23 protein-coding genes are annotated in these 26566 nt (G+C 73.9%); 9 read left to right on the top strand and 14 right to left on the bottom strand.

The annotated features are described in order from the left end of the window. The first annotated feature begins 12 nt into the window (after nucleotides 1–12). Nucleotides 13–927: an SDR family NAD(P)-dependent oxidoreductase gene (locus AB0I60_RS13010; RefSeq protein ID WP_360728796.1), complete on the top strand. Its 915-nt coding sequence runs from the start codon at nucleotides 13–15 to the stop codon at nucleotides 925–927. A gap of 232 nt (nucleotides 928–1159) precedes the next feature. Here the strand turns inward: AB0I60_RS13010 and AB0I60_RS13005 are convergent, their stop codons facing one another. Together AB0I60_RS13005 and AB0I60_RS13000 are read right to left on the bottom strand one after the other, a co-directional pair. Beyond that, nucleotides 1160–3253: an EAL domain-containing protein gene (locus tag AB0I60_RS13005; protein ID WP_360728794.1), complete on the bottom strand. Its 2094-nt coding sequence runs from the start codon at nucleotides 3251–3253 to the stop codon at nucleotides 1160–1162. Between the two features lies 1 nt (nucleotide 3254). After that, nucleotides 3255–4067 carry an SAM-dependent methyltransferase gene (locus AB0I60_RS13000; protein ID WP_360728792.1) on the bottom strand — a complete coding sequence of 271 codons (813 nt, stop codon included), beginning with the start codon at nucleotides 4065–4067 and terminating at the stop codon, nucleotides 3255–3257. Nucleotides 4068–4769: 702 nt separating this feature from the next. Here AB0I60_RS13000 and AB0I60_RS12995 point away from each other — a divergent pair. Continuing rightward, complete coding sequence (locus AB0I60_RS12995; RefSeq protein WP_360728789.1) at nucleotides 4770–5768, top strand: alpha/beta hydrolase; 999 nt, start codon at nucleotides 4770–4772, stop codon at nucleotides 5766–5768. A gap of 72 nt (nucleotides 5769–5840) precedes the next feature. Here AB0I60_RS12995 and AB0I60_RS12990 read toward each other — a convergent pair whose 3' ends face one another. Then, nucleotides 5841–6779 carry a S41 family peptidase gene (locus AB0I60_RS12990; RefSeq protein WP_360728786.1) on the bottom strand — a complete coding sequence of 313 codons (939 nt, stop codon included), beginning with the start codon at nucleotides 6777–6779 and terminating at the stop codon, nucleotides 5841–5843. A gap of 56 nt (nucleotides 6780–6835) precedes the next feature. Here AB0I60_RS12990 and AB0I60_RS12985 point away from each other — a divergent pair, with 56 nt between their 5' ends. Next, nucleotides 6836–7330, top strand: a complete 495-nt coding sequence (locus tag AB0I60_RS12985; protein ID WP_360728783.1) for a winged helix-turn-helix domain-containing protein — start codon at nucleotides 6836–6838, stop codon at nucleotides 7328–7330. Nucleotides 7331–7498: 168 nt separating this feature from the next. Then, nucleotides 7499–8419: a bifunctional DNA primase/polymerase gene (locus AB0I60_RS12980; RefSeq protein WP_360728781.1), complete on the top strand. Its 921-nt coding sequence runs from the start codon at nucleotides 7499–7501 to the stop codon at nucleotides 8417–8419. A gap of 8 nt (nucleotides 8420–8427) precedes the next feature. On the opposite strand, the gene AB0I60_RS12975 is transcribed toward AB0I60_RS12980, so the two are convergent. Then, a complete protein-coding gene (locus AB0I60_RS12975) occupies nucleotides 8428–11148 on the bottom strand; it encodes a BTAD domain-containing putative transcriptional regulator (protein WP_360728778.1) in 2721 nt (906 codons plus the stop codon). 196 nt (nucleotides 11149–11344) lie between these two features. Here AB0I60_RS12975 and AB0I60_RS12970 point away from each other — a divergent pair, with 196 nt between their 5' ends. After that, nucleotides 11345–12562 (top strand): SGNH/GDSL hydrolase family protein, encoded by a 1218-nt coding sequence (locus tag AB0I60_RS12970; RefSeq protein WP_360728775.1) that lies wholly within the window; start codon nucleotides 11345–11347, stop codon nucleotides 12560–12562. A 198-nt stretch (nucleotides 12563–12760) separates the two neighbouring features. After that, nucleotides 12761–13639, top strand: a complete 879-nt coding sequence (locus AB0I60_RS12965; RefSeq protein ID WP_360728772.1) for a hypothetical protein — start codon at nucleotides 12761–12763, stop codon at nucleotides 13637–13639. 162 nt (nucleotides 13640–13801) lie between these two features. Here the strand turns inward: AB0I60_RS12965 and AB0I60_RS12960 are convergent, their stop codons facing one another. The 9 genes from AB0I60_RS12960 to hpaD all read right to left on the bottom strand — a co-directional run bounded on the left by AB0I60_RS12960 (nucleotide 13802) and on the right by hpaD (nucleotide 21822). Next, a complete protein-coding gene (locus tag AB0I60_RS12960; RefSeq protein WP_360728770.1) occupies nucleotides 13802–14188 on the bottom strand; it encodes a nuclear transport factor 2 family protein in 387 nt (128 codons plus the stop codon). An 11-nt stretch (nucleotides 14189–14199) separates the two neighbouring features. Continuing rightward, nucleotides 14200–14973: a molybdenum cofactor biosynthesis F family protein gene (locus AB0I60_RS12955; protein WP_360728769.1), complete on the bottom strand. Its 774-nt coding sequence runs from the start codon at nucleotides 14971–14973 to the stop codon at nucleotides 14200–14202. Between the two features lie 11 nt (nucleotides 14974–14984). Further along, the gene (locus AB0I60_RS12950; RefSeq protein ID WP_360728766.1) at nucleotides 14985–15779 is read right to left on the bottom strand and encodes an SDR family oxidoreductase; all 795 of its coding nucleotides are present in this window, start codon (nucleotides 15777–15779) and stop codon (nucleotides 14985–14987) included. Further along, entirely contained in the window at nucleotides 15746–16390 is a 645-nt protein-coding gene (locus tag AB0I60_RS12945) for an SDR family NAD(P)-dependent oxidoreductase (protein WP_360728764.1), read from the bottom strand. The genes AB0I60_RS12950 and AB0I60_RS12945 overlap by 34 nt, the downstream gene beginning before the upstream one ends. A 75-nt stretch (nucleotides 16391–16465) precedes the next feature. Beyond that, a complete protein-coding gene (gene hpaE, locus AB0I60_RS12940) occupies nucleotides 16466–17968 on the bottom strand; it encodes a 5-carboxymethyl-2-hydroxymuconate semialdehyde dehydrogenase (protein ID WP_360728762.1) in 1503 nt (500 codons plus the stop codon). Next, on the bottom strand, nucleotides 17965–18897 hold the full coding sequence (gene dapA / locus AB0I60_RS12935) for a 4-hydroxy-tetrahydrodipicolinate synthase (protein ID WP_360728760.1): 933 nt from the start codon (nucleotides 18895–18897) through the stop codon (nucleotides 17965–17967). The genes hpaE and dapA overlap by 4 nt, the downstream gene beginning before the upstream one ends. Further along, nucleotides 18894–19568 (bottom strand): GntR family transcriptional regulator, encoded by a 675-nt coding sequence (locus tag AB0I60_RS12930; protein ID WP_360728758.1) that lies wholly within the window; start codon nucleotides 19566–19568, stop codon nucleotides 18894–18896. The genes dapA and AB0I60_RS12930 overlap by 4 nt, the downstream gene beginning before the upstream one ends. Further along, nucleotides 19565–20962, bottom strand: a complete 1398-nt coding sequence (locus tag AB0I60_RS12925; protein WP_360728755.1) for a fumarylacetoacetate hydrolase family protein — start codon at nucleotides 20960–20962, stop codon at nucleotides 19565–19567. The genes AB0I60_RS12930 and AB0I60_RS12925 overlap by 4 nt, the downstream gene beginning before the upstream one ends. Continuing rightward, complete coding sequence (gene hpaD / locus AB0I60_RS12920) at nucleotides 20959–21822, bottom strand: 3,4-dihydroxyphenylacetate 2,3-dioxygenase (protein ID WP_360728752.1); 864 nt, start codon at nucleotides 21820–21822, stop codon at nucleotides 20959–20961. The genes AB0I60_RS12925 and hpaD overlap by 4 nt, the downstream gene beginning before the upstream one ends. Before the next feature lie 266 nt (nucleotides 21823–22088). Here hpaD and AB0I60_RS12915 point away from each other — a divergent pair, with 266 nt between their 5' ends. From AB0I60_RS12915 to AB0I60_RS12905, 3 genes are all read left to right on the top strand, one after another. After that, complete coding sequence (locus AB0I60_RS12915) at nucleotides 22089–23054, top strand: helix-turn-helix domain-containing protein (RefSeq protein WP_360728749.1); 966 nt, start codon at nucleotides 22089–22091, stop codon at nucleotides 23052–23054. A gap of 87 nt (nucleotides 23055–23141) precedes the next feature. Further along, nucleotides 23142–24566 (top strand): aldehyde dehydrogenase family protein, encoded by a 1425-nt coding sequence (locus AB0I60_RS12910; protein ID WP_360728746.1) that lies wholly within the window; start codon nucleotides 23142–23144, stop codon nucleotides 24564–24566. Nucleotides 24567–24838: 272 nt separating this feature from the next. Then, a complete protein-coding gene (locus AB0I60_RS12905; protein ID WP_360728743.1) occupies nucleotides 24839–25867 on the top strand; it encodes a LuxR C-terminal-related transcriptional regulator in 1029 nt (342 codons plus the stop codon). Nucleotides 25868–25903: 36 nt separating this feature from the next. Here the strand turns inward: AB0I60_RS12905 and AB0I60_RS12900 are convergent, their stop codons facing one another. Then, a complete protein-coding gene (locus AB0I60_RS12900; RefSeq protein WP_360728740.1) occupies nucleotides 25904–26527 on the bottom strand; it encodes a hypothetical protein in 624 nt (207 codons plus the stop codon). Nucleotides 26528–26566 lie beyond the last annotated feature (39 nt).

The following is a 26566-nucleotide window of genomic DNA, read 5'->3' as shown; positions in this document are numbered from 1 at the left end:
CCAGGAGCGCTCATGGGAACGACTCTGATGACCGGCGGCACGCGCGGCCTCGGCCGGCACGCCGCCGCCCACCTGCTGCGCACCCGCCCGGACGACCACCTCGTGCTGCTCGTGCGCGGCAGCGCGGACGTCGCCCGGCGGCTCACCCGGGAGACCGGCAACCCGAACGTCACGACCGTGCGGTGCGACCTGGCGTCCCTGGCCGACATCCGCCGGGCGGCGGCCGAGGTGCGCGCCCTGCTCGCCGACCGCCCGCCGCTGACCGGGTTCCTCGGCAACGCCGGGCTCCAGATGACCTCGACCGACGCCACCACCGCCGACGGGTTCGAGATGACCTTCGGCGTCAACGTGCTGGCGTACCACCTGCTGCTGACCCTGCTGCTCGACGCGTTCGCCGCCCCGGCGCGGATCGTCGTGGTGGGCAGCGAGGTGCACTTCGGCGGCGACGAGCGCAGCCTCGCCGTGGTCCCGGCACCGCGCTGGGGCGACCCCGCCGCGCTGGCGACCCCGCGACCCGGCGGCACCCGCGCGGGCCGCGAGGCGTACGCCACCAGCAAGCTCGGCGTGGTGTACCTGGTGCACGCGCTGCGGCGCAGGCTGCCGCGCGGGGTCGACGTGTACAGCTACAACCCCGGCTTCGTGCCGGGCACCGGCCTGATCCGCGACGCCGGCCCGGTCAGCCGCCTCCTGGTGGCCACGGTCGGCCAGCTCCTGCGGGCCACGCCCGCCGGCACCGGCCCGGCCAAGGCCGGGCGCACCCTGGCCGAGGCGCTGACCGGCCCGCGCCCCGGCGACAGCGGCGCGTACGTCGACCGGGGCACGGCCGTCCGGTCGTCGGCGGAGTCGTACGACGAGGCGCGCGAGGAGGAGCTGTGGTCGGTGGCCGACCGCCTCTGCGGCCTGACCCCGACCCACCCCGCCGCATGACCGGAGCCGTGCCTTCGCGGAGCGCCCGCTCGGCGGGGTGACGGGGCTGCCGCGTGAGCGGTGCCGCCCGTCGGCCCGCCTCGGGAGTCACCCGGCCCGGCGGGTGGCCGGGCTGCCCGCCCGCCGCGTGGGCGGTGCCACCTCGCCCGGCGGCCGGTCTCGCGGACAGCCCGGCCGGGCGAGTGCCGGAGGCCGCGCGGGCCGCCCGCCCGGCGCGGGGCGGGCGGTGGCGCTACTCGACGATCGCGTCCGGTGGGCCGGCGGGGGCGAACAGGGGACCGGACGCGGTCTCCGCCCCGGCCTCCCGCCACCACCGGGCCTGGGCCGGCGTCGACACGCCCGACACCGACACCGCCACCCCGGCGTCCCGGACCACGCCCAGCATGTGCGCCAGCAGCCGCGCCACGACCGGCGCGGGCTGGTCGGTCAGCGGGCGGCACATGCGGACCGCGCGGGCCGGGAAGTCCGCCACCCGCAGCAGGTCCGCCGGCGCGGCGGTGAAGCCGTCCACCTCCACGCCCACCCCGCTCTCCGCCAGGATGCGCAGGTCGTCGGCCGGCTCCTCCTCGCCCAGCACGACGTCGGCGGGAGCGCCCAGCCACAGCGAACCCGGGCTCAGGCCGGCGTCGGACAGCGACTCCCGCACCGTGCCGACCAGCTCCGGGTCGGTCGCCTGGCTGCGGGTCAGCGACAGCCGCACCGGCACGTCCCGACCGAGCTGCCGCCGCCACGCGCCGGCCTGCTCGGTGGCCACCCGCAGCATCCAGGACCCCAGCGGCACCACCAGCCCGGTGTCCTCGGCCAGCGCCAGGCACTGGTCGTGCGGCACCGCGCCCAGCTTCGGGTGGTCCCAGCGCAGCAGCACCTCGGCGGCCACTATCCGCCGGTCCGACAGCCGGACCACGGGTTGGTACTCGACCCGCAGCTCCCCGTTCTCCCACGCGCCGTGCATGGTCGCGGCCATGCTGAACATCCGCCGGTCCAGGCCGTCGCGGGTCGGGTCGGCCAGCTCCCACTGCCGCCGGCCGTTGCCCTTGGCCCGGCGCAGGGTCAGGTCCGCCGAGTCGAGCAGGTCGTGCGGCGAGGCGTCGCGCGGCGGCCGGTGCACCACGCCGATGGTGGCGGTGCAGGCGATCCGGTGGCCGTCCGACTCGAACGGCACGGACAGCTTGTCGTTGATCAGCCGCACCAGCGTCACCACGTCCGGCGTGGTGCCGGTGTTCTCCACCAGGATGGCGAACTCGTCGTAGCCGAACCGCGCCACCATCGCGGTCTCCTCGGCCACCACCTCCTCCAGCCGCGCGGCGACCACCTTGAGCAGGTGGTCGCCGACCTCGCGGCCCAGGCCGCCGGTGATCAGCGAGAAGCCGTCGAGGTCCAGGTGGAACACGGTGACGCCGGTCGCCGGGTCGGCGGTGCGCAGCGCCTGCTCCAGCCGGCTGGTGAAGAACTGCCGGTTGGGCAGCCGGGTCAGCACGTCGTGCAGCGACTGGTGGTTGAGCTGGCCCTGCAGCAGGTTCACGTCCGTCGCGTCCTCGGCGAGCACGATCACCTGGTTGCCGCCCTCGAAGCGGCGCAGCGGCGACAGCGTGAGCGTCACCCAGGCGATCTCGCCGTCCGCGCGCAGCAGCTTGCGCGGCTGGGTGATCGACGTGGTGCCGCCATCGGTGAGCTGCGCGAAGTCCTTGCGCAGCCCGTCCTGCTCGTCCGGGTGCACGAGGTCGAACAGCGCCCGGCCGGTCAGCTCCGCCTGCGGGTGGTCCACGATCCGGGCCAGCGCGCCGTTGACCCGCAGCAGGGTCGCCTGCAGGTCCGTGGTGGCGACCCCGGTCGAGGTGAAGCCCTCGATCAGCTCGTTGCGGGTGGTGCTGACCTCCAGGTCGAGCTGGGCCTGGCGCATCGCCTTGTACAGCGAGCGGCCGAGCTGCTCCTGCTGCTCCAGGGTCGACACCCGGACGCGCTCCACGAACCCGGCGGCGAGCGCGGCGATCACGTCCACCACGCGGTCGCGCAGCCGGTCCGGCGCACCCAGCCCGGTCATGCCGAGCAGGCCCTTGCTGACCACCTCGACCGAGACCTGGAGGCCCTCCGGCGCGGTGCAGTTCAGGTCCACCAGCGCCGCGCCGACCTCGCGGCCGACCTTCTGGGTGAGCGGTTCGCTGCCGACACCCGCGCACAGCCGCTCGACCAGGCCGAGCAGGTGCCGTTCGAGTTCGGTGGTGCTCAGCGGGATGAACGTGCGCGAGCTGAGCAGGTAGGTCCACTTCTTGGCGAGCTTCGCGCGGGCGCGCAGTCCTTCCGCGTCCTGGGGAAGCGCAGCGGTCATGTCAGCGGCTCCCGCTCGCGGGCTTGCGGCCGAGGCCGGCGTAGATCAGGGTGTTCTCCTCGGCGTTGTCGGAGATGTCGCCGCGCCCCTGGGGCCGCCACAGGCCGCAGCCGACCAGTCCGGGCTCCTCCAGCTCGAAGCCCTCGAAGAACTCCAGCACCTCGGGGTGCGAGCGGTTGTTCAGGCTGTCCCGGCTCTGCGCGGCGGTGCGCGCGACCCCGCGCCACGCGGCGCTCTGCCGGTCGTCGGTGACGTGCGAGACGGCCAGGTAGCTGCCGGGCGCGAGGTGGTCGCGGTAGCGGGCGACGAGCTGCCACGGCTCGTCCGCGTCCGGCACGAAGTGCAGCACCATCAGCATCAGCACGGCGACCGGGCGGTCGAAGTCCAGCAGGCGCAGCACCTGCGGGTGGGAGAGGAGGCCGTCCGGGTCGCGCAGGTCGCCCTGCACGACGGTCGCGTTCTCGTTGCCGAACAGCAGCAGCTCGCTGTGCGCGACGGCGACCGGGTCCTTGTCGACGTAGACGACCTTGGCGTCGGGCGCGACCTCGTGCACGTTGCCGACGGTCGGGATGCCGGAGCCGATGTCCAGGAACTGGTCGATCCCGGATTCCACCAGGTGGGTGACGACTCTCCGGAGGTACGCGCGGTTCATCCGCACCAGGCGCGGGGTGCTGGGCAGCAGCCGCGCGGCCTCGGTCGCCATCGCGCGGTCGACGGCCAGGTTGTGCGCGCCGCCCAGCATGTAGTCGTATGCCCTGGCCACGCTGGGAATGGTGGTGTCGACGCCCTCGGGCACCCAGTCGAAGTCGGTCATGGCGCACTCCAGTCCCTCAGTAACCCGAACATCCAACAGCGTCGTGCGCGCGGGCACCAGCCGATCCAGCAACTTAACTCGAATGCGCGATCCCCACGGCGTCTGAACGGAGCATAGAGTGCTCGCGGTCAATCCCGGCTGGAGGCTTACGTCGATGACCGCCGGAATCGTGGAACATGAGGCTCGCACAGTTGTCGGACGCCGTCCGGCGGCTCGTGCCGTGCCCCGTGCCGCCCCGGTCGAGCTGCGGGAACAGCTCGCGGCAACCGCGAAAATGCGGTTCCGGAACCCGGTGGTATTCGCGCGCGCCGAAGTCGGTCCGGCGGGCCGGGAACGCGATTCCGGCTGGTCGGATTCGGCTCACCAGGCGTTTTCCGCAACCCGCCGCGAGCCGGCGGCGGACCGCGCCCCGGTGCGCCGGGGGAGTGGCCCTACTTCCGCGAGTCGGCGGGAGTCTGGTAAGGCGCGAACCGGTGGCAGCGGGCACTTCCGGGAAGACGTGCGCAATTCCCGGCGGTGTGGACGAGTTCACGCGGACATCCGACCCGGATGCCGTTCCGCAGCGCCGTCCGGGCCGCTCCACCGGGCCGTCCCGCCGGGGCCGCTCCGCACACCCCCTGAGGTCACCGGGCGCGTTCCCGATCGCGCCCGGTGACCACCCGGTCCCAACCCGTCCCCTGAACCTCGGAGGTCATCCCCACCTTGCGCCCCTCACTCGTCGTCGGCGCGGCGGCGCTGCTCGTCGCCTCGTCCCTCCTCACCGCCTCACCGGCCGCCGCCGCGTCCTCGTGCCGCGACGTCTACGCCCCCGTCACGGTGCTCGGCCAGCGCGAGACCGTGCACGGGGAGCTGTGCTCGCCCGCCGGCGGCGCGACCACCGTCCAGGTCCTGATCCCGGGATCGACCTACAACAGCTCGTACTGGCACTACGACGACGGCGCGCACTCGTTCCGCGACGCGCAGAACGCGGCCGGGTTCGCCACGCTCGCCGTGGACCGGTTGGGCACCGGGTCCAGCTCCAAGCCGCTGGGCCTGACGCTGACCAGCTTCGTCCAGGCCGACGCCGTGCACCAGGTGGTGCGGGGCCTGCGGTCCGGGGCCTACGGGCCGTCCTACGACAAGGTGATCGTCGGCGGGCACTCGCTGGGCTCGTCGATCGCGATCCTGGAGGCCGGCACGTACCACGACGTGGACGGCGTGCTGGTCACCGGCCTGACCCACCGGGCCAACCCGGCGGGCGTGGTCACCGTGCTGGGCAGCATGATCCCGGCCAACCTCGACCCCAAGTTCGGCCTGGCCTACCCGCTGGGCTACCTCACCACCTCACCCGGCACCCGCTACAACGACTTCCACGCGCCGGGCTTCCTGCCCGCTCCGCTCAAGGCGCTGGACGAGCGGACCAAGGACGTCTTCGCGCCGACCGAGGCGGTCGACGGGCTCGGCGTCGCGGTGCTGCTGCCCTACAGCAAGCTGATCGACGTGCCGGTGCTGGTCGTGACCGGCCAGTACGACGGCACGGTGTGCGGGTTGCTGGCCAGCAACTGCTCCAGCGCCGCCACGCTGCACGCCGACGAGTCGCCCTACTACAACGACCTCCGGACCTACGTGCTGGAGGGCTACGGGCACTCGATCAACCTGGCCCCGAACGCGGGCCAGTACTACTCGGCGGTCGCTTCCTGGGCGCGGGAAGTGGTGCGCTGACACGGCTGTGCGGGGTCCGCACGCGCACGCGGACCCCGCACACCGCCCGTCGCGGACCGGCGGCAGTACGGGTCAGGAAGTCTGCTCCGCCAACGCTTCCGCGGCTTCGCCGGCGGTCGGTGCGTCGCGGCGGACCAGTTCGGCCAGCGCCTCGCGGTGCGCGGTGGCGAGCGCGTCGGCGGCCGGCACCGGGATCGTCGGGACGACGCCGACCAGCTCCCAGTTCGTCCCCGAGACCGGGTTGATCGCCCGCGCGGTCGGGATGGTCGCCTCCAGGTGCGGGTGGACGGTGAAACCCCGGCGCGGGTGCGCGCCGCCGCCGGTCCGCTCGCCGACGACCGTGGCGCGGCCGAGCTGCTGGAGGTCGTAGGCCAGCTCCTCCGCGCCGGAGAAGGTCCGGCCGCTGGTGAGCACGTAGACCGGCTTGTCCGCGCCGAACACCCGGCCCGGCACGTACGGCAGGCTCCAGAACTGCTGGTAACTCTCGTCCTCGCGGTGGTACATGGTGTTGAGGTGGGTCGGCTCGGCCAGCAGGTAACTGCACACCAGCGCCACCGTGCGCGGGTCGCCGCCCCGGTTCGCGCGCAGGTCGAGGATCAGCGCCCCGGCCCGCGACACCAGGGTGAACGCCGCCGCGACCACCTCGCCGACCCACTCGACCGGGGCCAGCAGCGGGGCCAGTTCGAGCACGGCCACCCCGCCGGGCAGGCGCTCGACCCGGGGCACGCCGCCCATCGACCCGGCGAACAGCCGGGCGTCGCCCTGCTCGACCGCCGCGTCGTCGGCCTCCGGGATCTCCTCCTCGTGGTGCTTCAGCCGCAGGTGGCGGTCGCCGTTGACGGACTGGAGGTCGGCGGTGACCAGGCCGGCCAGCTCGACCGGGGTGGTCGCGGCGGCGTAGTCGGGGGTGCGCTCGGCGAGCAGCCGGTCCAGCGCGGCGGCCACGTCGGGGAAGACGTAGTGCTCGCGCAGCAGGTCACGGGTCCGGTCGACGATCTTCGCGGTGTCCACGGCGGGAGTAGAGCAGCGCGGTTGTAAAAGCGTCAAGAGAATTGGACACTTGGCCGGTGGACGAGACCGTGGACATCGGCACGCCGGAGCAGTTCAAGGCGCTGGCACACCCCCTGCGGCAGCGCCTGCTGTTCGCGCTGGGCCGCGAGCCCGCGACGACCAGCGGGCTCGCCGTGGCGCTGAAGGCCGCGAAGGGCAGCATCGGCCACCACCTGAAGGTGTTGCGGGAAGCCGGTCTGGTGCGGGTCGTGGAGACCCGGCAGGTCCGGGGCGGCACCGAGCAGTACTACCAGCGGACGGCCCGCCGGCTGTCGTTCGCCGCACCCGGCGCGGAGCACACGAACGCGATGTTCGGCGCGGTCGCGGAGGAAGCGGGCCAGGACCCGACCGCGCTGGTCGCGCTCCGGCACGTCCGGCTCACGCCCGCCGCCGCCGAGGAACTCGGCCGGGCGTTGCAGGACCTGGTGGACCGGACCCCCGACGCCGGCGCGGGCGAGCCCGTCCACGGCGTGCTGGTGGCGGTCTACCGGCAGCCCACCGGAGCCCCGTGACGGCCGACCGCCCGGTCCCGGCGGGACGCCGTCCGCCGGCGTGGGGCCGCCCTGACCGGCGGTTACCGGCGGATGTCATCCGGACGCACCTGTACGCCGGCCGCCGTCCCGCCGGACAATGGAGGCCGGCGCGCTTCCCCCGTTGCCGTGAGGCGGAGGGGGCCGACCATGGGCGGGGAGCGGGCGAGGCTGGCGGCGGCGGTCGCGGCGGTCGAACGGGGCTGGCCGGTGATCCCGTTGCGGCCCTACGGGAAGGTGCCCGCGCTGCGGGACTGGGACCGGCGGGCGACGCTCGACCCGGACCAGGTGCTGGCGTGGTGGGAGCACCGGCCCTACAACGTCGGGATCTCCTGCCGGGCGGCGGGTCTGCTCGTGGTGGACCTCGACCAGGGCGTGCCGCACGGGCGGGACGTGCTGGCCGACCTCGCGCGCGCCCACGGGGCCGACGACCCCCGCGACACCTACACCGTCGCCACGCCCAGCGGGGGAGAGCACCGCTACTTCCGCGCGCCGGACGCGCCGCTGCGCAACACGGCGGGCAAGCTCGGCCGGCACGTCGACACCCGCGCGGCAGGCGGGTACGTGGCCGCGCAGGGCTCGATCAGGCACACGACGAGCGGGCTGCGGCTCTACAAGGTGGTCCGGGACCTGCCGGTCGCGCCCGCCCCGGACTGGCTGGTCGCGGCGCTGAGCCCGCCGGACGCCGACCCCCGGGCCGACTCGCCGGACCGAGGGGGCCGGCCGGCCGCCGACCCGCCCGCGCCGCGCCGGGTGCGCGCCTACCGCGCGGCCGTGGTCGACGGCGAGGTGGCGCGGGTCCGGTCGGCCCTGCCCGGCACCCGGGCGCACGTGCTGTTCACCGCCGCGTGCCGGCTCGGCGAACTGGTCGGCGCGGGCTTCCTGGACGAGGGCGCGGCGCGGGAGGTGCTGCTGGACGCGGCAGCGGGACACCTCGGCGTGGACGGCTGGACCCGGCGCGAGGCCCGGCACCACGTCGTCAACGGCATCGCCACCGGGCGGCGACGCCCGCGCGCCATCCCCGAACGCCGCTCGCCCGACGACGCCGTCTTCGTGCCGCACCAGCGCTGACGGCCCGGTCAGTGGTGGCTGAACAGGGCCGACTCCACGCGGTCCGCGTCCTCGGCGCGGTGGTGCCGGCGGTACAGCTCCACCGCCCGCTGCCACAGCAGCCGGGCCTCGTCGGGCGAGCCGAGGGCGGCGTGCGCGTGGCCCGCCCGGTCCAGGACCTCCGCCTCGGCCAGCGTCCGGCCCAGGCGGCGGCACAGCGCCAGCGCCTCCCGGTAGTACCGCAGGGACTCCGCGTGCCAGCCCGCCTCGTGCGCGGTGTGGCCGAGGCTGTCCAGCGCCGCCGACTCGCCCTCCTCGTCGCCGTGCTCCCGGTACAGCGCGAGCGCCTGCTCGCAGTGCGCGCGGGCCGGTTCGTGCCGGCCCAGGCGGGTTTCCAGCCAGCCCACGATGTTCAGCCCCTCGGCCACGTCCAGCGGCTCGCCGTGCACCCGGTAGAGGTCCAGCGCCGTGGTGGCGTGCCGCAGGGCGCGGGAGTGCAGGCCCTGCCGCGTCCACGCCTGGGCCAGCGAGTAGTGGGTGTGCGCGCGGGGCACCTCGGCGCCCGGCCGGTCGGCCAGCCCGAGCGCCCGGTGCAGGTGCCGGACGGCGTCGTCGTGCTCCCCCAGCCAGAAGTGCGCGTAGCCCAGCCTGCGGTGGGCCAGCACCTGGACGTCCCGGTCCGCCGACCGCCGCGCCGAGGTCAGCGCGATGCCCCAGGCGTCGCGCATGTCGCGGTGCAGGCCCTGCCGCTGGTGGACCGTCTCCAGCGTCCACGCCACCTGCCACGCCCGGTCGTGCAGCCCCGCCTCGGCCGCCACCCGCTGGACGGCGAGCAGGCAGCGGTACTCCTCCTGGAACCACTCCCACGCGGCGGTCTCGTCGGCGGGCGGCACCACCGCGCAGCCCGACGCGGCCGGGCCCAGGTCGATCGGGAACCGCGCCGGGTACAGGAGGCGCTCGGCGGCGAACGCGCTGTGCACGTAGTGGTCCACCAGCCGGCGCACCGCCTCCTCGTCCGCGCCCGCCCGGTCGGCCGCGTACAGCCGCACCAGGTCGTGCATCCGGTAGCGGCGCTGGCGCACCACCAGGTTCGCCGCCTCCAGCGCGCCGAGCAGCAGCCGGGTCCGGTGCACCGGGAGCCCGGCCAGCGACGCGGCGGCGGGCAGCCCGAGGTCCGGTCCGGGCGCGAGGCCCAGCAACCCGAACAACCGCGCTGGGTCGGGGTCCAGCGCCTGGTAGGAGGCGTCGAACAGGGCGCGCAGGCTCAGCGCCGGGTCGCCGGTGTCGAACGCGTCGAGCCGGTCGACCTCGTCGCGCAGCTCGTCCGCCAGCGCCCGCAGCGGCAGCTCCGGGCTCGTCGCCGCGCGCGCCGCCACGATGCCCAGCGCCAGCGGGAGCCCGGCGCAGGGCCGCAGCAGGCCGTCGACGGCGGCGGGCTCGGCGTCGACCCGGGCCGCGCCCACCTGCCGCACCAGCAGCTCCCGCGCCTCGTCGGCGTTCAGCAGGTCCAGCGGGACGGGCCGCGCGCCGCTGGTGGCCACCAGGCCGGTCAGCGCGTTGCGGCTGGTGATCACGACCGCGCACCGCGCGCCGCCCGGGATCAGCGCGGTCACCTGCCGCACGTCGCGGGCGTTGTCCAGCACGACCAGCAGCCGCCGGTCGGCGACCAGGCTGCGGTACAGGCCCACGGCGGCGTCCGGGTCGGCCGGGATCGCGTCGCGCTCGACGCCCAGCGCGTCGAGGAACCCGCGCACCGCCGCCGCCGGCTCCAGCGGCGCGCGGTCGGCGCTGTACCCGCGCAGGTCGACGAACAGCTGGCCGTCCGGGAAGCGGTCCAGGTTGCGGTGCGCCCAGTGCAGCGCGAGCCACGTCTTGCCGACGCCGCCCGGCCCGGTGATCGCGGAGACCCCCGAGCCCGGTCCGCCCAGCCGGTCCAGCTCGGTGCGCCGGCCGACGAACGAACCCGGCGCGGCCGGCAGCTGGCGCGGCACCGCGGCCCGCTCGGCGCGCGGTGCCGGGTCCAGCGCCGGGTCGGCGTTGAGGATGCGGTGGTGCAGCTGCCGCAGCGCCGGGCCGGGGTCGGCGCCGAGCCGCTCGACCAGCAGGGCGCGCACCCGCCGGTAGTGCTCCAGCGCGTCGGCGGTCCGGCCCGAGCGGTAGAGCGCGAGCAGGTACTGCCCGGCGACCCGCTCGTCCTGCGGGTGCTCGGCGGCCCGCGCGGACAGCTCGGCCACGAGCTGCTCGCCCTGGCCCAGCCGCAGCCGCGCGTCCACCCGGTCGGACTCCGCGTCCAGCCGCTCGCGCCCCAGCCGCGCCCGCTGCTCGTCGGCCCAGTCGCCGTCCAGGCCGGTCAGGGCCGCGCCGCGCCACAGCCCCAGCGCCTCGGTCAGCAGCTCCTCGGCGGCGTGGTCGTCGGCGGTCCGCGCGAGGTCGCGCAGCTCCCGGAACCGGTGCAGGTCCACCGACTCCGGCGCGGCCTGCAACAGGTACCCGCCGGAGCGCAGCACGATCGGCGCACCGCCGCCCAGCGCCTGGCGCAGCCGGGACACGTAGCTGGACAGCGTGGCCCGCGCGCGGGGCGGCGGGTCGGCACCCCACACCCGCGTGATCAGCTCGCCGACCGCCAGCACCCGGTTGACGTCCACGGCGAGCGCGGCCAGCACGCAGCGCCGGCGTGCCGGACCGAGGTCGACCGACTTCCCCCGTGCCCGCGCGGAGACTTCTCCGAGCAGGCTGAACTCCATGGACATGGTTTCCCCCCTGGTTCCCCCGACACAGGGATAGCGAGGGATGCGGGTACCGGCCAGGCGCTTCGGCGAGTTTCACACGAACGGCGGTAGGCGGACGGCCCCGGATCCGTTCCACCTCCCGCTCATCGCCCCGCCGGAACAAACGCGCTCCTGCGGCGGTTGATCGGGTTCGGAAATCGACCACGGGGGTCACTCGATGAAGAAGATCGCGGCAGTCCTGCTCGCCGCCGTGCTCGGGGCGGTGCTGACGCCGGTCGCGTCCGCGCACCCCGGCTGGGCGGCGACCTGGACCGCGTCACCGCAGGAGCTCACCGACGCGTTCGGCCCGAACTGGGGTTCGCAGGGCTTCGACAACCACACCGTGCGCCAGGTGGTGCGGATCTCCGGCGGCGGGCCGGCGGTGCGCGTCCGCCTGTCCAACGCCCACGGGTCCACGCCGCTGCGGGTCGCCGGCGCGACGGTCGCCCGGTCCGCCGAGGGTGCGGCCGTGCGGCCGGGCTCGGTGCGGCACCTGACGTTCGGCGGCCACCGCTCCACCACCGTGCGGACCGGCGGCGAGCTGGTCAGCGACGTGGCGTTCCTGCCGGTGGAACCGTTGCAGCGCGTCACGGTCACGCTCTACCTGGCCGGGAAGACCGGCCCGGCGACCGGTCACCTGTTCGCCGACGCGACCAGCTACCGGGCGTCCGGCGACCACCGGGCCGACACCTCGGCCGCCGCGTTCGGCGAGCAGTCGGAGTCCTGGTTCTACCTCAGCGGGGTCGAGACCGTCGACCGCACGCCGCGCCGGGACGTGGTGGTGGCGTTCGGCGACTCCATCACCGAGGGCGCGGGGTCCACAGTGGACGGTGACAACCGGTACCCGGACGAGCTGGCGGAGCGGTTGCGCGGCACGAAGAACGTCGTCAACGCGGGGATCGGCGGCAACCGGGTGCTCAACGACTCGGCGTGCTTCGGCGAGAAGGGCACCGCGCGGTTCGCCCGGGACGCGCTCGGGCAGCCCGACGTGCGCACGGTGATCCTGCTGGAGGGCATCAACGACATCGGGTTCAGCAACTTCCCGATCGACTGCGCCAAGCCCGACCCGGTGGTGACGGCGGCCGAGCTGGTCGCCGGCTACCGCACCCTGATCCGGCAGGCGCACGCGAAGGGCGTCCGGGTCGTCGGCGCGACCCTGCTGCCGTACAAGGGCGCGTTGTACTACACCGAGGCGGGCGAGGCGGTGCGCGACGAGGTCAACACCTGGATCCGCACCTCCGGCGAGTTCGACGCGGTGGTGGACTTCGACCGCGCCACCGCCGACCCGGCCGACCCGGACGCACTGCTGCCCGCCTACGACAGCGGCGACAAGCTGCACCCCAACGACGCGGGCTACCGCGCGATGGCGCACGCGATCGACCTGTCGGTCCTCTGATCCGGACAAGCCTGTCGAGCGCTTGCTGCGGAACATGAGGGGGTCTCCGGCGGGCGGGTCCGTTCGCCGGAAACCCCCTTACCGGCACGAGCACGCCGCTGGTCTCCGTCGCCCGGACGGTGGGACGGGATCACCGCCGAGCGGGTCGACCCGCTGGGGCTGCCGGTCGCGTTCGACGGGCTGGCCGACGTCCTCGCGGTGGTCGACAGCGCCGACGAGGACCAGTGGATCACCGACCTCGCGGTGGGGACGGACCTGGCACTGTGGCGGGTGGACACCGACCTGTTCGACCGGTACGTGGCGACCCTCGCCGAGACCGGCGCGCCGGCCACCTTCCTGGACATCAGCAGCGCCCACTACGAGACCGGGTACTCGGACCCGGGCCTGTTCTCCGACCTAAAGCACGCGGTCGAGTTCTTCCTGCTGACGAGCCACGTGCTGCGCCGAGAGCTGCTGGAGAGCCGCAACCGGGACCAGGAGGCCACGCTCGAACGCCTGGCGAGGACCGCCTTCACGGCGGGGGCTTTCGACAACGCCAAGGAGTGGGCGAACCGGCAGGTCGGTGGCCTGGCCGACTTCTTCGGGCTCGCCGTCGCCGGTGAGAACCTGGCGCAGAAGCAGCGCGCCATGGAGGACGTCGCCCTGACGTTCTACTGCCAGGAGGTCGCGGACCGGCTGTCCGTCCCCTACGCGCCGCACCCGCTGCGCGCGCCGTTCGCGGTGCTTTGGGCGATCGGGCCCGACGATCGCGTCGCGCCGGACGAGGGCAGCCTGTCGGCGTCGCTGGAGTACCTGCGGGCGTGCCGGGCGCGCAAGGCCAACGAGGTGCCGGCGCACGGCGATCCGGTGTCGGGCCTGCACGTCGACGTGCGGACCAGGCCACCGCGCAGCCTGCGGTTCGTCCAGGACCTCGCCCAGGTCAGCGACGCGACGCCGCGCCTCGCGCCGTTGGTGTCCCGGGTGTTCGGGCCGGAGCGGGCACGGGCGTGGAACGCGGGCCGGGCGACCTTCGACGCCATCACCGGCATCGGGCGGTCGTCCACCCTGCTGACACCCGTCCGGGAGGCCAGACCCTGAGCACCGCCCACCGGACCCGGTGCCGGGCTCTGCGACCCACCGCACCGCGACCCGGCACGAAAAAGAGAGCGGGCCGGTCGGCCCCGAGCGGCCCGCTCCCGTCCGAGGGGGGAACTCCCCGGGAGGAGCGGGCCGCCCCGCCGAGAGCGGCCCGCTCCCGTCTCAGGACTCCGCGCCCACGATCAGCGCGGTGTCGGCGACCTGCTCGAAACTGGTGACCCGGCCGTCCGCCACCCGCCAGATGTGGGTGAAGCGGGCGGTCATGCCCTTGCCGGTGGCGCGGTGCACGCCGGTGTAGCTGCCCAGCGCGACGACCGTGTCGCCCGCGTCCAGCAACTCGGACACGGAGACGCCGAACGACGCCCAGTCCGCGCCGATCCGCTCGAACACGTTGGCGACGATGGCGTCCCGGCCGGTGTACGTGCCGCCGTAGGTGGAGCCGGCGGCCTCGGTCCAGGTGGCGCCGGGGGCGAGGGGGGCCAGCATCCCGTCCAGGTCGCCCCGGTCGGAGGCTGCGTAGTGGGCCCGGACGACTTCCAGTGCGGTCATGTTCTTCCTTCTCAGACGGGCTGTTCGTCGGGGTAGGACACCCGGCCGAGCGGGAGGATGTGCGCGCCGCCGGGAGCGCTGCGGATCTCGCCTTCGCCGTTGAGCCCGAAGAACGTGCCCGTGGTGCGCATGGCGTCCATGTCGTAGAGCCACGTCGTGGCGACCGGGATGCGGAACTCCCGGAAGGTGAACACGTACCGGTTCTCCGCGATCTTGTACGCGGTCGCCAGGTCCACGTCGCCGTGCCCGTGCTGCTCGCCCACCAGGCACTGCCAGGCGTAGCGCTCCGAGCTGAGGTAGACGTGCTCGTAGAGGTGGTTGGGGCTGTACCGGTAGAGCGCGCGGAACCCGATCAGCTCGCGCGTCTCGGCGGCCGGCTCGCCCTTCGGGCCCACGCCGTCGCCGGTGTCCAGCACGCCCGGCTTGAACACCTGCGACACCTGCGGGACGCCGTCGACCTTCTCCTCGGCGATGGTCGACTCGACGCTCAGCGTCCGCCGGTTCTCGACGTCGGCGATCAGCACCGCGCACTCGCGCGGGGTGTTGGTGTCGATCAGCGACACGAAGTAGATGCCCGGCGCACCCTCCACCGCCTCGTAGCGGTCGGTGCCGGACGCCTCGCCGGCGGTCCACGCGGCGTGCGAGGAGTCGGTGAAGGTCAGCGTGACCTCGCCGCCCTCGTCGTGCCGGACGGTCCAGGTCAGGCCGACCAGGGCGTCGGTGCGCGGCAGCCGGTTCCCGTCGATGCCCTTGGCGAAGTCGTCGACGGTCTTCCAATCCGACATCAGGTGTCCTCTCAGGCCAGTTCGATGGTGGGCAGGTCCACGGCGCTCGCACCCGCGTCGGCGGTGACGACGGCGCCGCTCACGATCGAGGCGTCCGAGGAGGCCAGGAACGCGATCACGGACGCCACCTCCTCCGCGTCGGCGGGACGGCGCAGCGGCGTGTTCTCGGTGAGCAGGGCGTAGGCGTCGTCCCGGCTGATGCCCCGCGACTCGCCGAAGCGGTCCATCTGCTCGTCGGCCATGGCGGTGCGCACCCAGCCGGGGCACACCACGTTCGCGCGCACGCCGTGCTTGCCGTAGTCGCGGGCGACGGACCGGCTCAGGCCCACCAGCGCGTGCTTGGTGGCGGTGTAGCCCGCCACGGCCGGCCCGGCGAACAGGCCCGCGAGCGAGGACACCAGCACGACCGAGCCGCCGCCGTCCACCAGGCCGGGCAGCGCGGCCCGGATGGTGACGAACGCGCTGGTCAGGTTGGCGTCCAGGGCGAGCTGCCAGCCCTCGTCGGTGGTCTCCCCGGCCGTGCCGAGGCCGTGGCCGCCCGCGTTGGCGACGACCACGTCGACCCGGCCGAGGCGCTCGGTGGCCTCGGCGACGACGGCGGCCATCGCCGCGCCGTCGGCCGCGTCGGCGGGCAGCGCCAGCGCGGCGTCGCCCAGCGGCCCGGCGACCTCGGCCAGCGGCGCGGGTCGGCGGCCGGTCAGCACGACCTTGCCGCCCTCGGCCACGACCAGCCGCGCGGTGGCCGCGCCGATGCCGGTGCCCGCGCCGGTGATCAGGGCGACCCGGCCGGTGAATCGAGAGCCCATGTCGGTCCTCCAGTGGTGACGGCGAGGTCGGCGACGGTGTCCGCGACCTCGACGGGATCGGGGGTGCAGCGGGCGGTGACGGAGCGGACCAGCACGCCGGCGGGTGCGGCGTCCTCGGCGACGGCGCGGACCAGCCCGCGCACGCCCGCCGCCGAGGCCGACTGGTGGGGCAGGTGCGGGCAGGTGACCGCCACCGCCACGATCACCCCGGCGCGCATGGCCCGCAACGCGGCCCGGGTGGTGTAGAACGCGGCGTCGAGCTGGGTGGCCAGCACCGAGTGCCAGGTCTCGTCGTCCAGGGCGAGCGTGGTGAGGCCGCCGAGCCGGCGCGGCCCGGGGCACGGCACCGGGGGCGTGGTCACGACCAGCAGGTCGAGCCGGCCGAAGTGGTCGACCACGGTGCTCACCGCCGACTCGGCCTGGGCCGGGTCGGCGGCCTCGGCGCGCACCGCCATGCCGCACCACAGCGCGCCGCCCACCAGCTCCACCGCCGTGGAGTCGGCGTCCAGCGCCGCCACCCGCACCCCGGCGGCGTCCAGCTTGCGCGCCACCGCCGCGCCGATCCCGGAGCCCGCCCCGGTCACCAGCGCGACCCTGCCCTCCATGCCCATGATCGGACGTTATCCGCGCGACACCCGCCTGCCCCATAGCCGGCACAGGCGGGTGCGCCCGAAATCAACGACCGTTCACGGTCGGGCAACTCCGAACCTCGGCGGGGTCAGGTCGCCGACGGCCACGTGCACCGCGCGCAGGTCGCTGTAGAAGTCGATGCTGTGCGCACCGCCCTCCCGGCCGACGCCGCTGGCCTTGATGCCGCCGAACGGCGTGCGCAGGTCGCGGACGTTGTGCGAGTTGATCCACACCATGCCGGACTGCACGGCGCGGGCCACCCGGTGGCCGCGCTTGAGGTCCGAGGTCCACACGTAGCCCGCCAGGCCGTACTTGGTGGCGTTGGCCAGCGCGACGGCCTCCTCCTCGGTGTCGAACGGCGTCACGCAGACCACCGGCCCGAAGATCTCCTCCTGGAACACCCGGGCGTCCGGCGCGACGTCGGCGAACACCGTCGGGGACAGGAAGTTGCCGGAGTCCAGGTGGTCGGGGCGGCTGCCGCCGGCGACCAGCCGGGCTTCCTTCTTGCCGATCTCGACGTACTCCAGCACCCGCGCGTAGTGCTCGGGGTGGATCAGCGCGCCGACCTCGGTGGCGGGGTCGGAGGGCAGGCCCACCCGCACGGCCGACGCGCGGGCGGCCAGGGCCTCCACGAACGCGTCGTAGATCTCCCGCTGCACCAGCACCCGCGAGGAGGCCGTGCAGCGCTCGCCGTTGAGCGAGAACACGCCGAACACGGCGGCGTCGACGGCCTTGTCGAAGTCGGCGTCGGCGAAGACCACGCACGGCGACTTGCCGCCCAGCTCCATCGACACCTCCTTCAGGTTCTCCGCCGCGGTGCGCATGATGATCTGGCCGGTGCCGCTCTCGCCGGTGAACGACAGGCGCGGCACGTCCGGGTGCGCCACCAGGGCCGCGCCCGCCGACTCGCCGATGCCGTGCACCAGGTTGAACACGCCGTCCGGCACGCCCGCCTCGGCCATGATCCCGGGCAGCAGGCTGGCCGACAGCGGCGACCACTCGGCGGGCTTGAGCACCACCGTGCAGCCCGAGGCCAGCGACGGCGCGAGCTTCCAGGTCTCCAGCATGAACGGCGTGTTCCACGGCGTGATCAGGCCCGCGACGCCCGCCGGCTGGCGGATCGCGTAGTTGACCTGCTTGTCGCCGACGAGGTACGCGTCCTCGTGCTGCGCGACGATCACGTCGGCGAAGTAGCGGAAGTTCTCCGCCGCGCGGTGCGCCTGGCCCTTGGCCTGGGTCACCGGCAGGCCGGTGTCGAAGGTCTCCAGCTCGGCCAGCCGGTCGGCGCGCGACTCGATGGCGTCGGCGATCCGGTTGAGCACCTTGGCGCGCTCGCGGTCCGACATCCGGGGCCACGGGCCCTCTTCGAACGCCTTGCGGGCGGCGGCGACGGCGTTGTCGATGTCGGCGGGACCGCCGGCGGCGACGGTGCCGTACTCGGTGTCGGTGACCGGGTCGGCGACCGGGAACGTGGCGCCGTCGACGGACGGGACGTCCTTGCCGTCGATGTGGTGCAGCAGTTCGGTGGGCAGGTCCGCCGGCTTCTTCACGGTGGTCATGCGTTCACTCCAGACGGGATGAGCAGGTCGGCGGCTTCGGCGCGCAGCTTGTTGATCTTCTCCAGGCCGGCCGGGGTCGGCTCGATCAGCGGCGGGCGGACGTGGCCGCTGGAGATGCGGCCGAGGTCGGCCAGGACGTGCTTGGCCGGCGCGGGGTTGGTCTCGACGAACAGCAGCTCCACCAGCGGTGCCAGCCGGTAGTGGAGGTCGATGGCGCCCTGGTGGTCGCCGGAGACGTACAGCTCGTACATCTTCGCCACGGCGGCGGGGGCGATGTTGGCCAGCGCGCTGACGAACCCGACGCCGCCGATCGCCAGCAGCGGCAGGCACAGCAGCTCGATGCCCGACCACATCAGGAAGTCGCGCCCGCACTTGTGCAGCACGTGCGAGAAGTGCTCGAAGTCCTTGGTGGTCTCCTTGATGCCCACGATGTTGTCGTGGGCGTGGCGGAGCTTGGCCACGGTGTCCGGCGCGATGTCCACGGCCGTGCGCGAGGGCACGTTGTAGATCACGATCGGCATGTCCGGGAACTCGCGGGCCACCGCGCCGTACCACGCGACGAGGCCCTCCTGGGTGGGCCGGCTGTAGTACGGCGTGATGACCAGCGCGAGGTCCGCGCCGAGCTTCTGCGCCTGGTCGGTGAGCTCCAGCGTGTGGTCGAGGGTGACCGCGCCGGTGCCGGGCAGGAACGGCACGCGGTCGCCGAGCTCCTCGGCCACCACGCGCATCGCGGTGATCCGCTCCTCGATCGTCTGCGCGCTGGGCTCGCCGGTCGAACCGCCGATGGACACGCCGTGCGAGCCGGACTCCAGCTGCCAGCGCACGAGCGCGCGCAGGCTGTCCGTGTCGAGGGCGCCCTCGGCGGTGAACGGCGTGACGACGGGCGCGATGGACCCTCGGATCTGCGCCGGGTCGGAACGGAACCTCATGACGGGAACTCCCCTGAGAGCGGGGCCGGGGACCTCGTGTCCACGGCCCGGAGGGTGTTGAGCTTGTGCTCGCGGGCGAAGCGCTCCACGACCTCGGCGGGTGCCTCGGCGCGCAGGAGGCGCAGCAGTTCGGCGTGCTCGGCGACCGACTCCCGGGCCCGGCCGGGCACCAGGCTGAACGTCGTGCGCCGGGTCATGTCCAACCGCGACCACTCCTTGTCGACCAGCTCGCGCAACCGGGGGTTGGGCGTCGCGCCGCACAGCAGGAGGTGGAACTCGCGGTTGAGGCGGGTGAACCCGAGCGGGTCGAACTCCACGAGGGAGGCGGCCATCAGGTCGTTGAGGTGGGCGGCCCGGTCCAGCAGCGCCCCGGTGACCCGCGCCGTGGCGACCGCGTGGCCCTCCAGCAGCGCGAGGGCCTCCATGGTGTGGCGGTAGCCGTCCGGGTCGAACTCGGCGACCTGCGCGCCGACGTTCTGCTCGAACACCACCCAGCCCTCGGCCTGCAACCGGCGCACGGCCTCCCGCACGGGGACCGGGCTGATGCCCAGCTCCCGCGCGATCCGGTCGAACACCAGCCGCACGCCGGGCCCGTACCGGCCCTCCGCGATCCGGTCGCGCAACGTCTCGTACGCGTACTGGGTCTTGGATCGGACTGGGGCGGCGGTCACCCCGACCACTCCTCGTACTCGGCGCGCTTGGCCGCGCCCAGCGGGTACAGGCCGTCGATGCCCTCGCCGGCGGCGACGCGTTCGAGGATGAACCGCTCCTCGCGCTCCATCTTCACCGCGTCCGAGGCGACCTCGTCGACCAGCGCCGGCGGGATCAGGATGACGCCCTCGGCGTCGCCCACCAGCACGTCGCCCGGCCGCACCAGGACGCCCGCGCACGCAACGTCCACGCCGACCTCCCACGGCACGTGCTTGCGGCCCAGCACGGCCGCGTGCGGCCCCGCGCTGTAGGCGGGCAGGTCGACGTCGCCGAACGACGGGCTGTCGCGCAGGCAGCCGTCGGTCACCACGCCGGCCGCGCCCCGCTTGAGCGCGCGCAGCGCCAGGATGTCGCCGAGGGTGCCCGCGCCGTGGTCCTCGCGGGCGTCGATGACCAGGACCTGGCCGTCCCCGATGGACTCCACGGCCCGCTTCTGGGCGTTCATGCCGTTGCCGCGCTCGGCGAACTGGTCCTCGCGCAGCGGCAGGAACCGCAGCGTGTGGGCGGTGCCCACCATCCGCAGGTCCGGCCGGGACGGCTTGAGCCCGGTGAGGAACGTGTGGTGCAGGCCGCGCTTGCGCAGCTGGCTGGACAGCGTGGCGGTGGACACCGACCGCAGCGCCGCCTCGGTCTCCGGCTTGATCGCCGGGACGCTGCCGCCCACGGCCGCCGCCCGGTCCTCGCGGGTCACCTTCGGCCGCGCGCCGGGCTTGGCCAGCGTTCCGGCCTCCCGGACGGTGTTGCGCAGCCGCTCGGTGTCGCCGACCGCGACCTCGACGACGTCGCCGGGGGAGACCACGGTCGCGCCGGTCGGCGTGCCGGTGAGGATGACGTCGCCCGGCTCCAGCGTGATGGTGCGGCTCAGGTCCGCGATCAGGTACGCGAAGTCGAACAGCAGGTCGCCGGTGTTGTCGTCCTGCATCAGCTCGCCGTTGACCCACGTGCGCAGGCGCAGGTCGCGCAGGTCGACCGCGCGCGGGTCCAGCAGCACGGGGCCGATCGGCGTGTAGCCGTCCGCGCCCTTGGACCGCAGGTTGGAGCCCCGGTCCGCGTACCGCAGGTCGTGCACGCCGAAGTCGTTCGCGGCGGCGATGCCGCCGATGTACTCGGCGGCCTCCTCCCGGGCGACCCGGGACGCCTGCTTGCCGATCACGACGGCGATCTCGCCCTCGAAGGCGGACAGCTCGGTGCCCTCGGGGCGGACCAGGTCGCGGCCCGACCAGGACAGCGAGGACGGCGGCTTGAGGAAGTACGAGGGCTCCTCGGGGAAGCGCCCGCGCTCCGCAGCGCGGCTGCGGAAGTTCAGGTGCACCGCGATGATCTTGGACGGCGCCAGGCCGAGCGGGTGCGTCACGACTTCAGCCCGTCCGGGATCGGGAAGTCCACGATCACCTGTCCCGTGCCGCTGCTGGGGAAGTAGTCGCACAGCTGCTCGCCGTGGCCGTTGTACTTGTCCCAGCCGAGGATGCCGAACAACATGCCGGTGTCGGCCATGGCGGCCTCGCCGGTGAACCGCTCGTTGTAGGCGGGCAGCGCGGCCAGGAACTCCGGGATCTTGCCCGTGGTCCACTGGTCGAGCACCAGCCGGTCGGCCTGCTCGTTGATCGGGTTGCTGATCTTGTCCAGGTACTGCGACGAGACCTCGTTCGGCGGGAACTGGTGCGACAGCGAGCCGCTGGCCAGGAACGCCACCTTGCGGTCGCTGCGCAGCACGGCGCGCGCGATGGCCTCGCCGACCCGCCGGTTCTCGTCGATGGACGAGTAGATGTTGCACCCGACCGGGACGACCTCCAGGGGGTCGCCGTCGCGGTTCATGAAGTGCATCGGCACCAGCGTCGCGTACTCCAGGCCGAGGTCCTTCACGTCGTGCACCAGGGACTTCTGGCCGCCGGCGTTGATCTCCTCGCCGATGAGGCGGGCGAGCTCCTGGTTGCCGGGGTAGTCGTACTCCAGGTCCTGGATGAAGTGCGGCAGCTCGTGGGACGCGTAGCTGCCCTGGTGCCGAGCCTTCCCGTTGATGTGGAAGCTCATGCTGTTCATCCAGTGCGAGTCGGCCACCACGAAGGTGTCCGCGCCGCGCTCCCTCGCTCGGCGGCCGACCTCGGCCAGGCCGACCTCGGCGGGCCTGCGGATGCCGTGGTGCTTGCCGGGGTGGATGGACAGCCAGATCGACGGCACATGCGTGATCTTCGCGGCCAGCACGACCTCACCCATGGTCACCTCCGCATCGGGGATCGTGTAGCGGATCGAATACGATCCGTCTCCGGCACGGGCTGTCGTGCCGGCTATCCAGGTGTAACAGTCCGCCGGGGGAGTAGGGTTGACCACGGATGCACGGCATTTGACTCCGCGTGCACCGGGCGGTCGGGCCATTCACGCTTCGGCAACGACCCCTTGACGAACGGGTGAATGAAGACGACTGTGCCTGTCACGCAGTGTTACGCAGAACACTGTGCACCACGAGGTCCGGGAGGGCAACGATGTCCTACGTGCTGACCACCGCCGGCGTGCCGGCGACGCAGCAGTTCGATCTCTGGCAGTCGGCGGTCTCGCAGACGTTCGTGCCGCTGGAGGCCACGGCGGGCGAGCACGCGGCTTTCCGGGGCCGGTTGCGCGGTCAGAACCTGGGCAGCGTCGCCGTGTACGAGGCGTCGGCGGACGCGCACACCGTGCGACGGACCTCCCGCACGATCTCCCGCGCCGCACCGGACTACTACAAGCTCTCCCTCCAGCTGCACGGCACCGCGAAGCTCACCCAGGACGGCCGCCAGGCCGCGCTGCGCCCGGGTGACTTCGCCATCTACGACACCACGCGCCCGTACGCGCTGGCCTTCGACGACGTGTCGTCCACCATGGTCCTGATGTTCCCGAGGTCGATGCTGTGCCTGCCCTCCGGCCAGGTCGAGCAGCTCACCGCCATCCGGTTCGCGGGCGGGCAGGGCGTGAGCGGGATCGTCAGCACCACCCTGGTCCAGCTCGCGCGCAACATCGACGACCCCCAGGTGCACGGCAGCGTCCGGCTCGCGCGCAACGTGGTCGACCTGCTGGGCACCGCGCTGGCCGACCAGGTCGACTACGCCGACGTGCCCGCCGAGACCTCCCGCGCGGCCATGCTGGTCAAGATCAAGTCCTACGTGGAGGCGCACCTGGAGGACCCGGAGCTCTCGCCCGGCGACATCGCCGCCGCCCACCACATCTCGACCCGGTACCTGCACAAGCTGTTCAGCGAGGCGGGCACCACGGTGTCCGGCTGGATCCGGCACCGCCGGCTGGAGCGCTGCGGCCAGGACCTGGCCGACCCGGGCAAGAACCAGCTCGCCATCGGCGTGATCGGGGCCCGCTGGGGCCTCGTGGACGCCTCCTACCTCAGCCGCGCCTTCAAGACCGAGTACGGCCTGTCGCCCTCGGAGTACCGCCGTCGCAGCGTGGAGCACCGGGCGCGCTGACGGTCAAACGCCGTGCGCCCGCGAGCAAGCGCTGCGGGAACGGCGCACCCCACACTTGCCGCGTTGAGCCAGTGGGAGGGAGTCGACATGCGCGCGACAGGTCTGTACATCGGCGGCCAGTGGACCGCCGGGGCGGGGGAGTTCACCACCACCGACCCCGCGACCGGTGAGCAGCTGGCGGTGGTCGCCGACGCGAGCGGCACGGACGTGGACGACGCCGTGGCGGCTGCCCGCGAAGCCCTGCCCGGCTGGACCGCCACCCCGGCCACCGAGCGCGCCGCGCTGCTGTGGCGGCTCGCGGACCTGATCGAGGCCGACGCCGAGAAGCTCGCCGAGCTGGAGACCCGCGACCAGGGCCAGCCGCTGGGCGTGGCCCGCGCGGTGAGCGTGACCGGCGCGGCCGAGCACTTCCGCTACTTCGCCGGCTGGGCGACCAAGCTGGACGGCGCGGTGCGCAACGTGTCCTTCCCGGACACGCTCCAGTTCGACCGCCGCGTGCCGGTCGGCGTGTGCGCCCTGATCGCGCCGTGGAACTTCCCGCTGATGATCATGGCGTGGAAGCTCGCCCCGGCCCTGGCCTGCGGCAACACCACCGTCATCAAGCCCGCCGAGCAGACCCCGCTGACCACGGTCCGGCTGGTCGAGCTGTGCGTCGAGGCCGGGTTCCCGCCCGGCGTGGTCAACCTGGTGACCGGCGGCCCGGAGACCGGCAAGGCGCTGGTCCGCCACCCCGGCGTGGACAAGGTGTCGTTCACCGGCTCCACGTCGGTCGGCCGCGACATCGTCGCCGCGTCCGCGACCGACCTCAAGCGGATCACCCTGGAGCTGGGCGGCAAGACGCCCACCGTCATCGCCCGCGACGCCGACATCGACGCCGCCGTGGCCGGCACCATCGCGGGCGGGCTGCTCAACAGCGGCCAGGTCTGCGCCGCCTACGCCCGCCTGTACGTCGACCGGGCCCGGCAGGACGAGTTCACCACCAAGCTCGCCGACGCGGCGGGCAACCTGCGGCTGGGCGCGGGCCTGCACCCCGACACCGACCTGGGTCCGCTGGTCAGCGCCGAGCACCGGGACCGGGTCGAGTCCTTCGTGCGCGGCGCGGTCTCCGAGGGCGCCGACCTGGTCACCGGCGGCGAGCGCGGCGACGGCCCCGGCCACTTCTTCCGCCCGACGGTGTTCGGCGGCGTCCAGGACCGGATGACCATCGCCCGCGAAGAGGTCTTCGGGCCCGTGCTGGCGGTCCTCGACTACGACGACGAGGACGAGCTGCTGCACCGCGTGAACGACTCGCCCTACGGCCTGGCGGCGTCGGTGTGGAGCAACGACCTGCGCGTCGCCCACCGGCTCGCCGACGGCATCCGCGCGGGCGCGGTGTTCGTGAACATGCCGTGCGTCCCGGACGCGGCGGCCCCGTGGGGCGGCTTCCGCTCCAGCGGCTGGGGCCGCGAGATGGGGCCTTACGCGATCGACGCGTACACGGAGATCAAGGGCGTCTGGATCCACCACGGCTGAGCGCCCCTGCCCGATCCCGGCGGCCCGACGTGCGAGCGCACGTCGGGCCGCTGTCGTCCCGGCGTCCCGGATCCGCCGGCCGCGCCGACGCCGGGCCGTCGTGTCGCTCGTTCGGCGGGTGGCATCTCCCACGGTGTGACGGACAGTCAAACCTGTTGACAGCCCGGGAACCTCGGTTGACCCGTAGCGCACCCCGTCGTGTGCCTGGGGTGACCCGGTATTGTCGTGATCACGTCACAGACCGTAGGTTGTGCGCCTACCGAGGAGACAGGATGGACACCACGAAAGTGGCCTCGGCGGTGCGCATCGGCTCCGCCCTGGGCAGCGGTGCCGCCGTGGAGTGGGACGAGGTGTTCGCCGCCCTCCGCGTGGCGGTGCCCGACATCTGCGCGGTGCAGGTGACCGGCTGGGACCCGGTCTCCCGGGGCTTCGTGGTGATGGGCGAGGACGGCTACCACCGGGCGATCAGCCAGGAGCTCGCGCACGAGCTGCCCCGGTCGCGGTGGGGTGGCCAGCTCTTCGACTCTCCGGTGCCGCTGCTCATGGACGACATGCCGCACAACTTCCGCGACTCGCCGCACTACCAGGAGCGCCTGCGCCCGGCCGGCTTCGAGGACGGCCTCTCCGCGACCCTCCGGCTGGGCGGCACCCGCCAGGTGGTCGGCGTGCTGCACGCCAACGCGCCCGTGCGCGGCGCGTTCGACGAGGAGGCGCGGCGCTTCGTGGCCCAGGTCGGCTCCGCGCTGGCCCGTCGGGTGGACCCGTTGTACTGCCCCACTTTCGACGCCCTGTTCGAGCCCGAGTGGACGGCGAGCTGGGTGTCCCCGGCGCACGGCGCGGTCACCGGCCGCGCCCCCGCCCCGGTCGCCGACGACCCGGCGCTGCGCGCGCTGGCCGAGTCCTTCGCGGCGCTGGGCGTGCGCACCGTGCCGTTCCTGTGGCCCGCGCGCGACGGCTGGTACCGGGTGCGGCTGCTGCGCGTGGCGGACGGCCCCCGCAACGGCGTGGTGGCGGCGTGCGCGCCGTTCGAGAACCCGTCCGGGCTGACCGCGCGCGAGCTGGACATCGCCACCGGGCTGGTCGCGGGGCTGTCCAACCAGGCCATCGCGGAGAGCCTGGTGGTCAGCCGGCGGACCGTGGAGACCTACGTCGAGCGCCTGCTGACCAAGCTCGACTGCTCGTCGCGGGGCGAGGCGGCCGGGATCGCGGCCCGCGCGGGCTTCGTGCGGCCGTCCTCGGACGCGGCCGGCGTCGGCTCCCTGGCCAGGCTGACCAGGGGGGCCGACCCGTACTGGGTGTGACGGCCCGGCTCGGTGCCGTCGAGCCGGGTGCCGTCGTCAGGTGGAGAGCCGGTCGGTGAGCGCCTGGGCGAACATCTCCACCGAAGGGCTCTCCATGCCCCGCCGGTCGCCCTTGCCGTCCACGGTGAGGCGCACGACCTCGTCGCCCTTCGCCAGGATTCCGGTGCACACGCTGTGCTCGCGGACCCGGTTGGTCACGCAGTAGGCGTACCGGTCGTCCACCGCCGGGGTCGTGGCGGGCAGCGCGGTGTTGAGGTGGAAGTACTCGTCGGTGTCGAGGTCGGCGCGGAGCCGGCCGCTCTCCTCGGCCCGGTGGCAGTTCGACGCGGTGCGGGCCTGCTCGACCACGTCCCGGCCGGGCACCCGGTACACCGCGTTGTACTGCGTCAGGGTGACCTCGCGGCCGTCCCGCGACCACGTCCAAGTCGCCGTCACCCCCGCCTCGGCCTGGTCCGCCGACGCCAGGTCCGGGCACTCCACCAGCTCGCGCACGCCGGCCACCGGCTCGCCCGCGCGCACCAGGCCGTGGGGCGCGGTGACGTCGTCCGGCAGCACCAGCTCCCGCAGCGCCCCGGACCGGTCGGGCTTCGCGGGCCCGGCCTCGGCGGAGCACCCCGCCACGGCCAGTGCGGCGCACACCACGACGACGAACTCTCGCACGAGGACTCTCCCCTGGAACGGATGCGGGCCGGACTGCGC

This window comes from Actinosynnema sp. NPDC050436 (assembly GCF_040655415.1).
GTDB lineage: Bacteria > Actinomycetota > Actinomycetes > Mycobacteriales > Pseudonocardiaceae > Actinosynnema.
The sequence above is the reverse complement of the archived record's forward strand: the minus strand, read 5'-3'. Positions and strand labels throughout refer to the sequence as shown.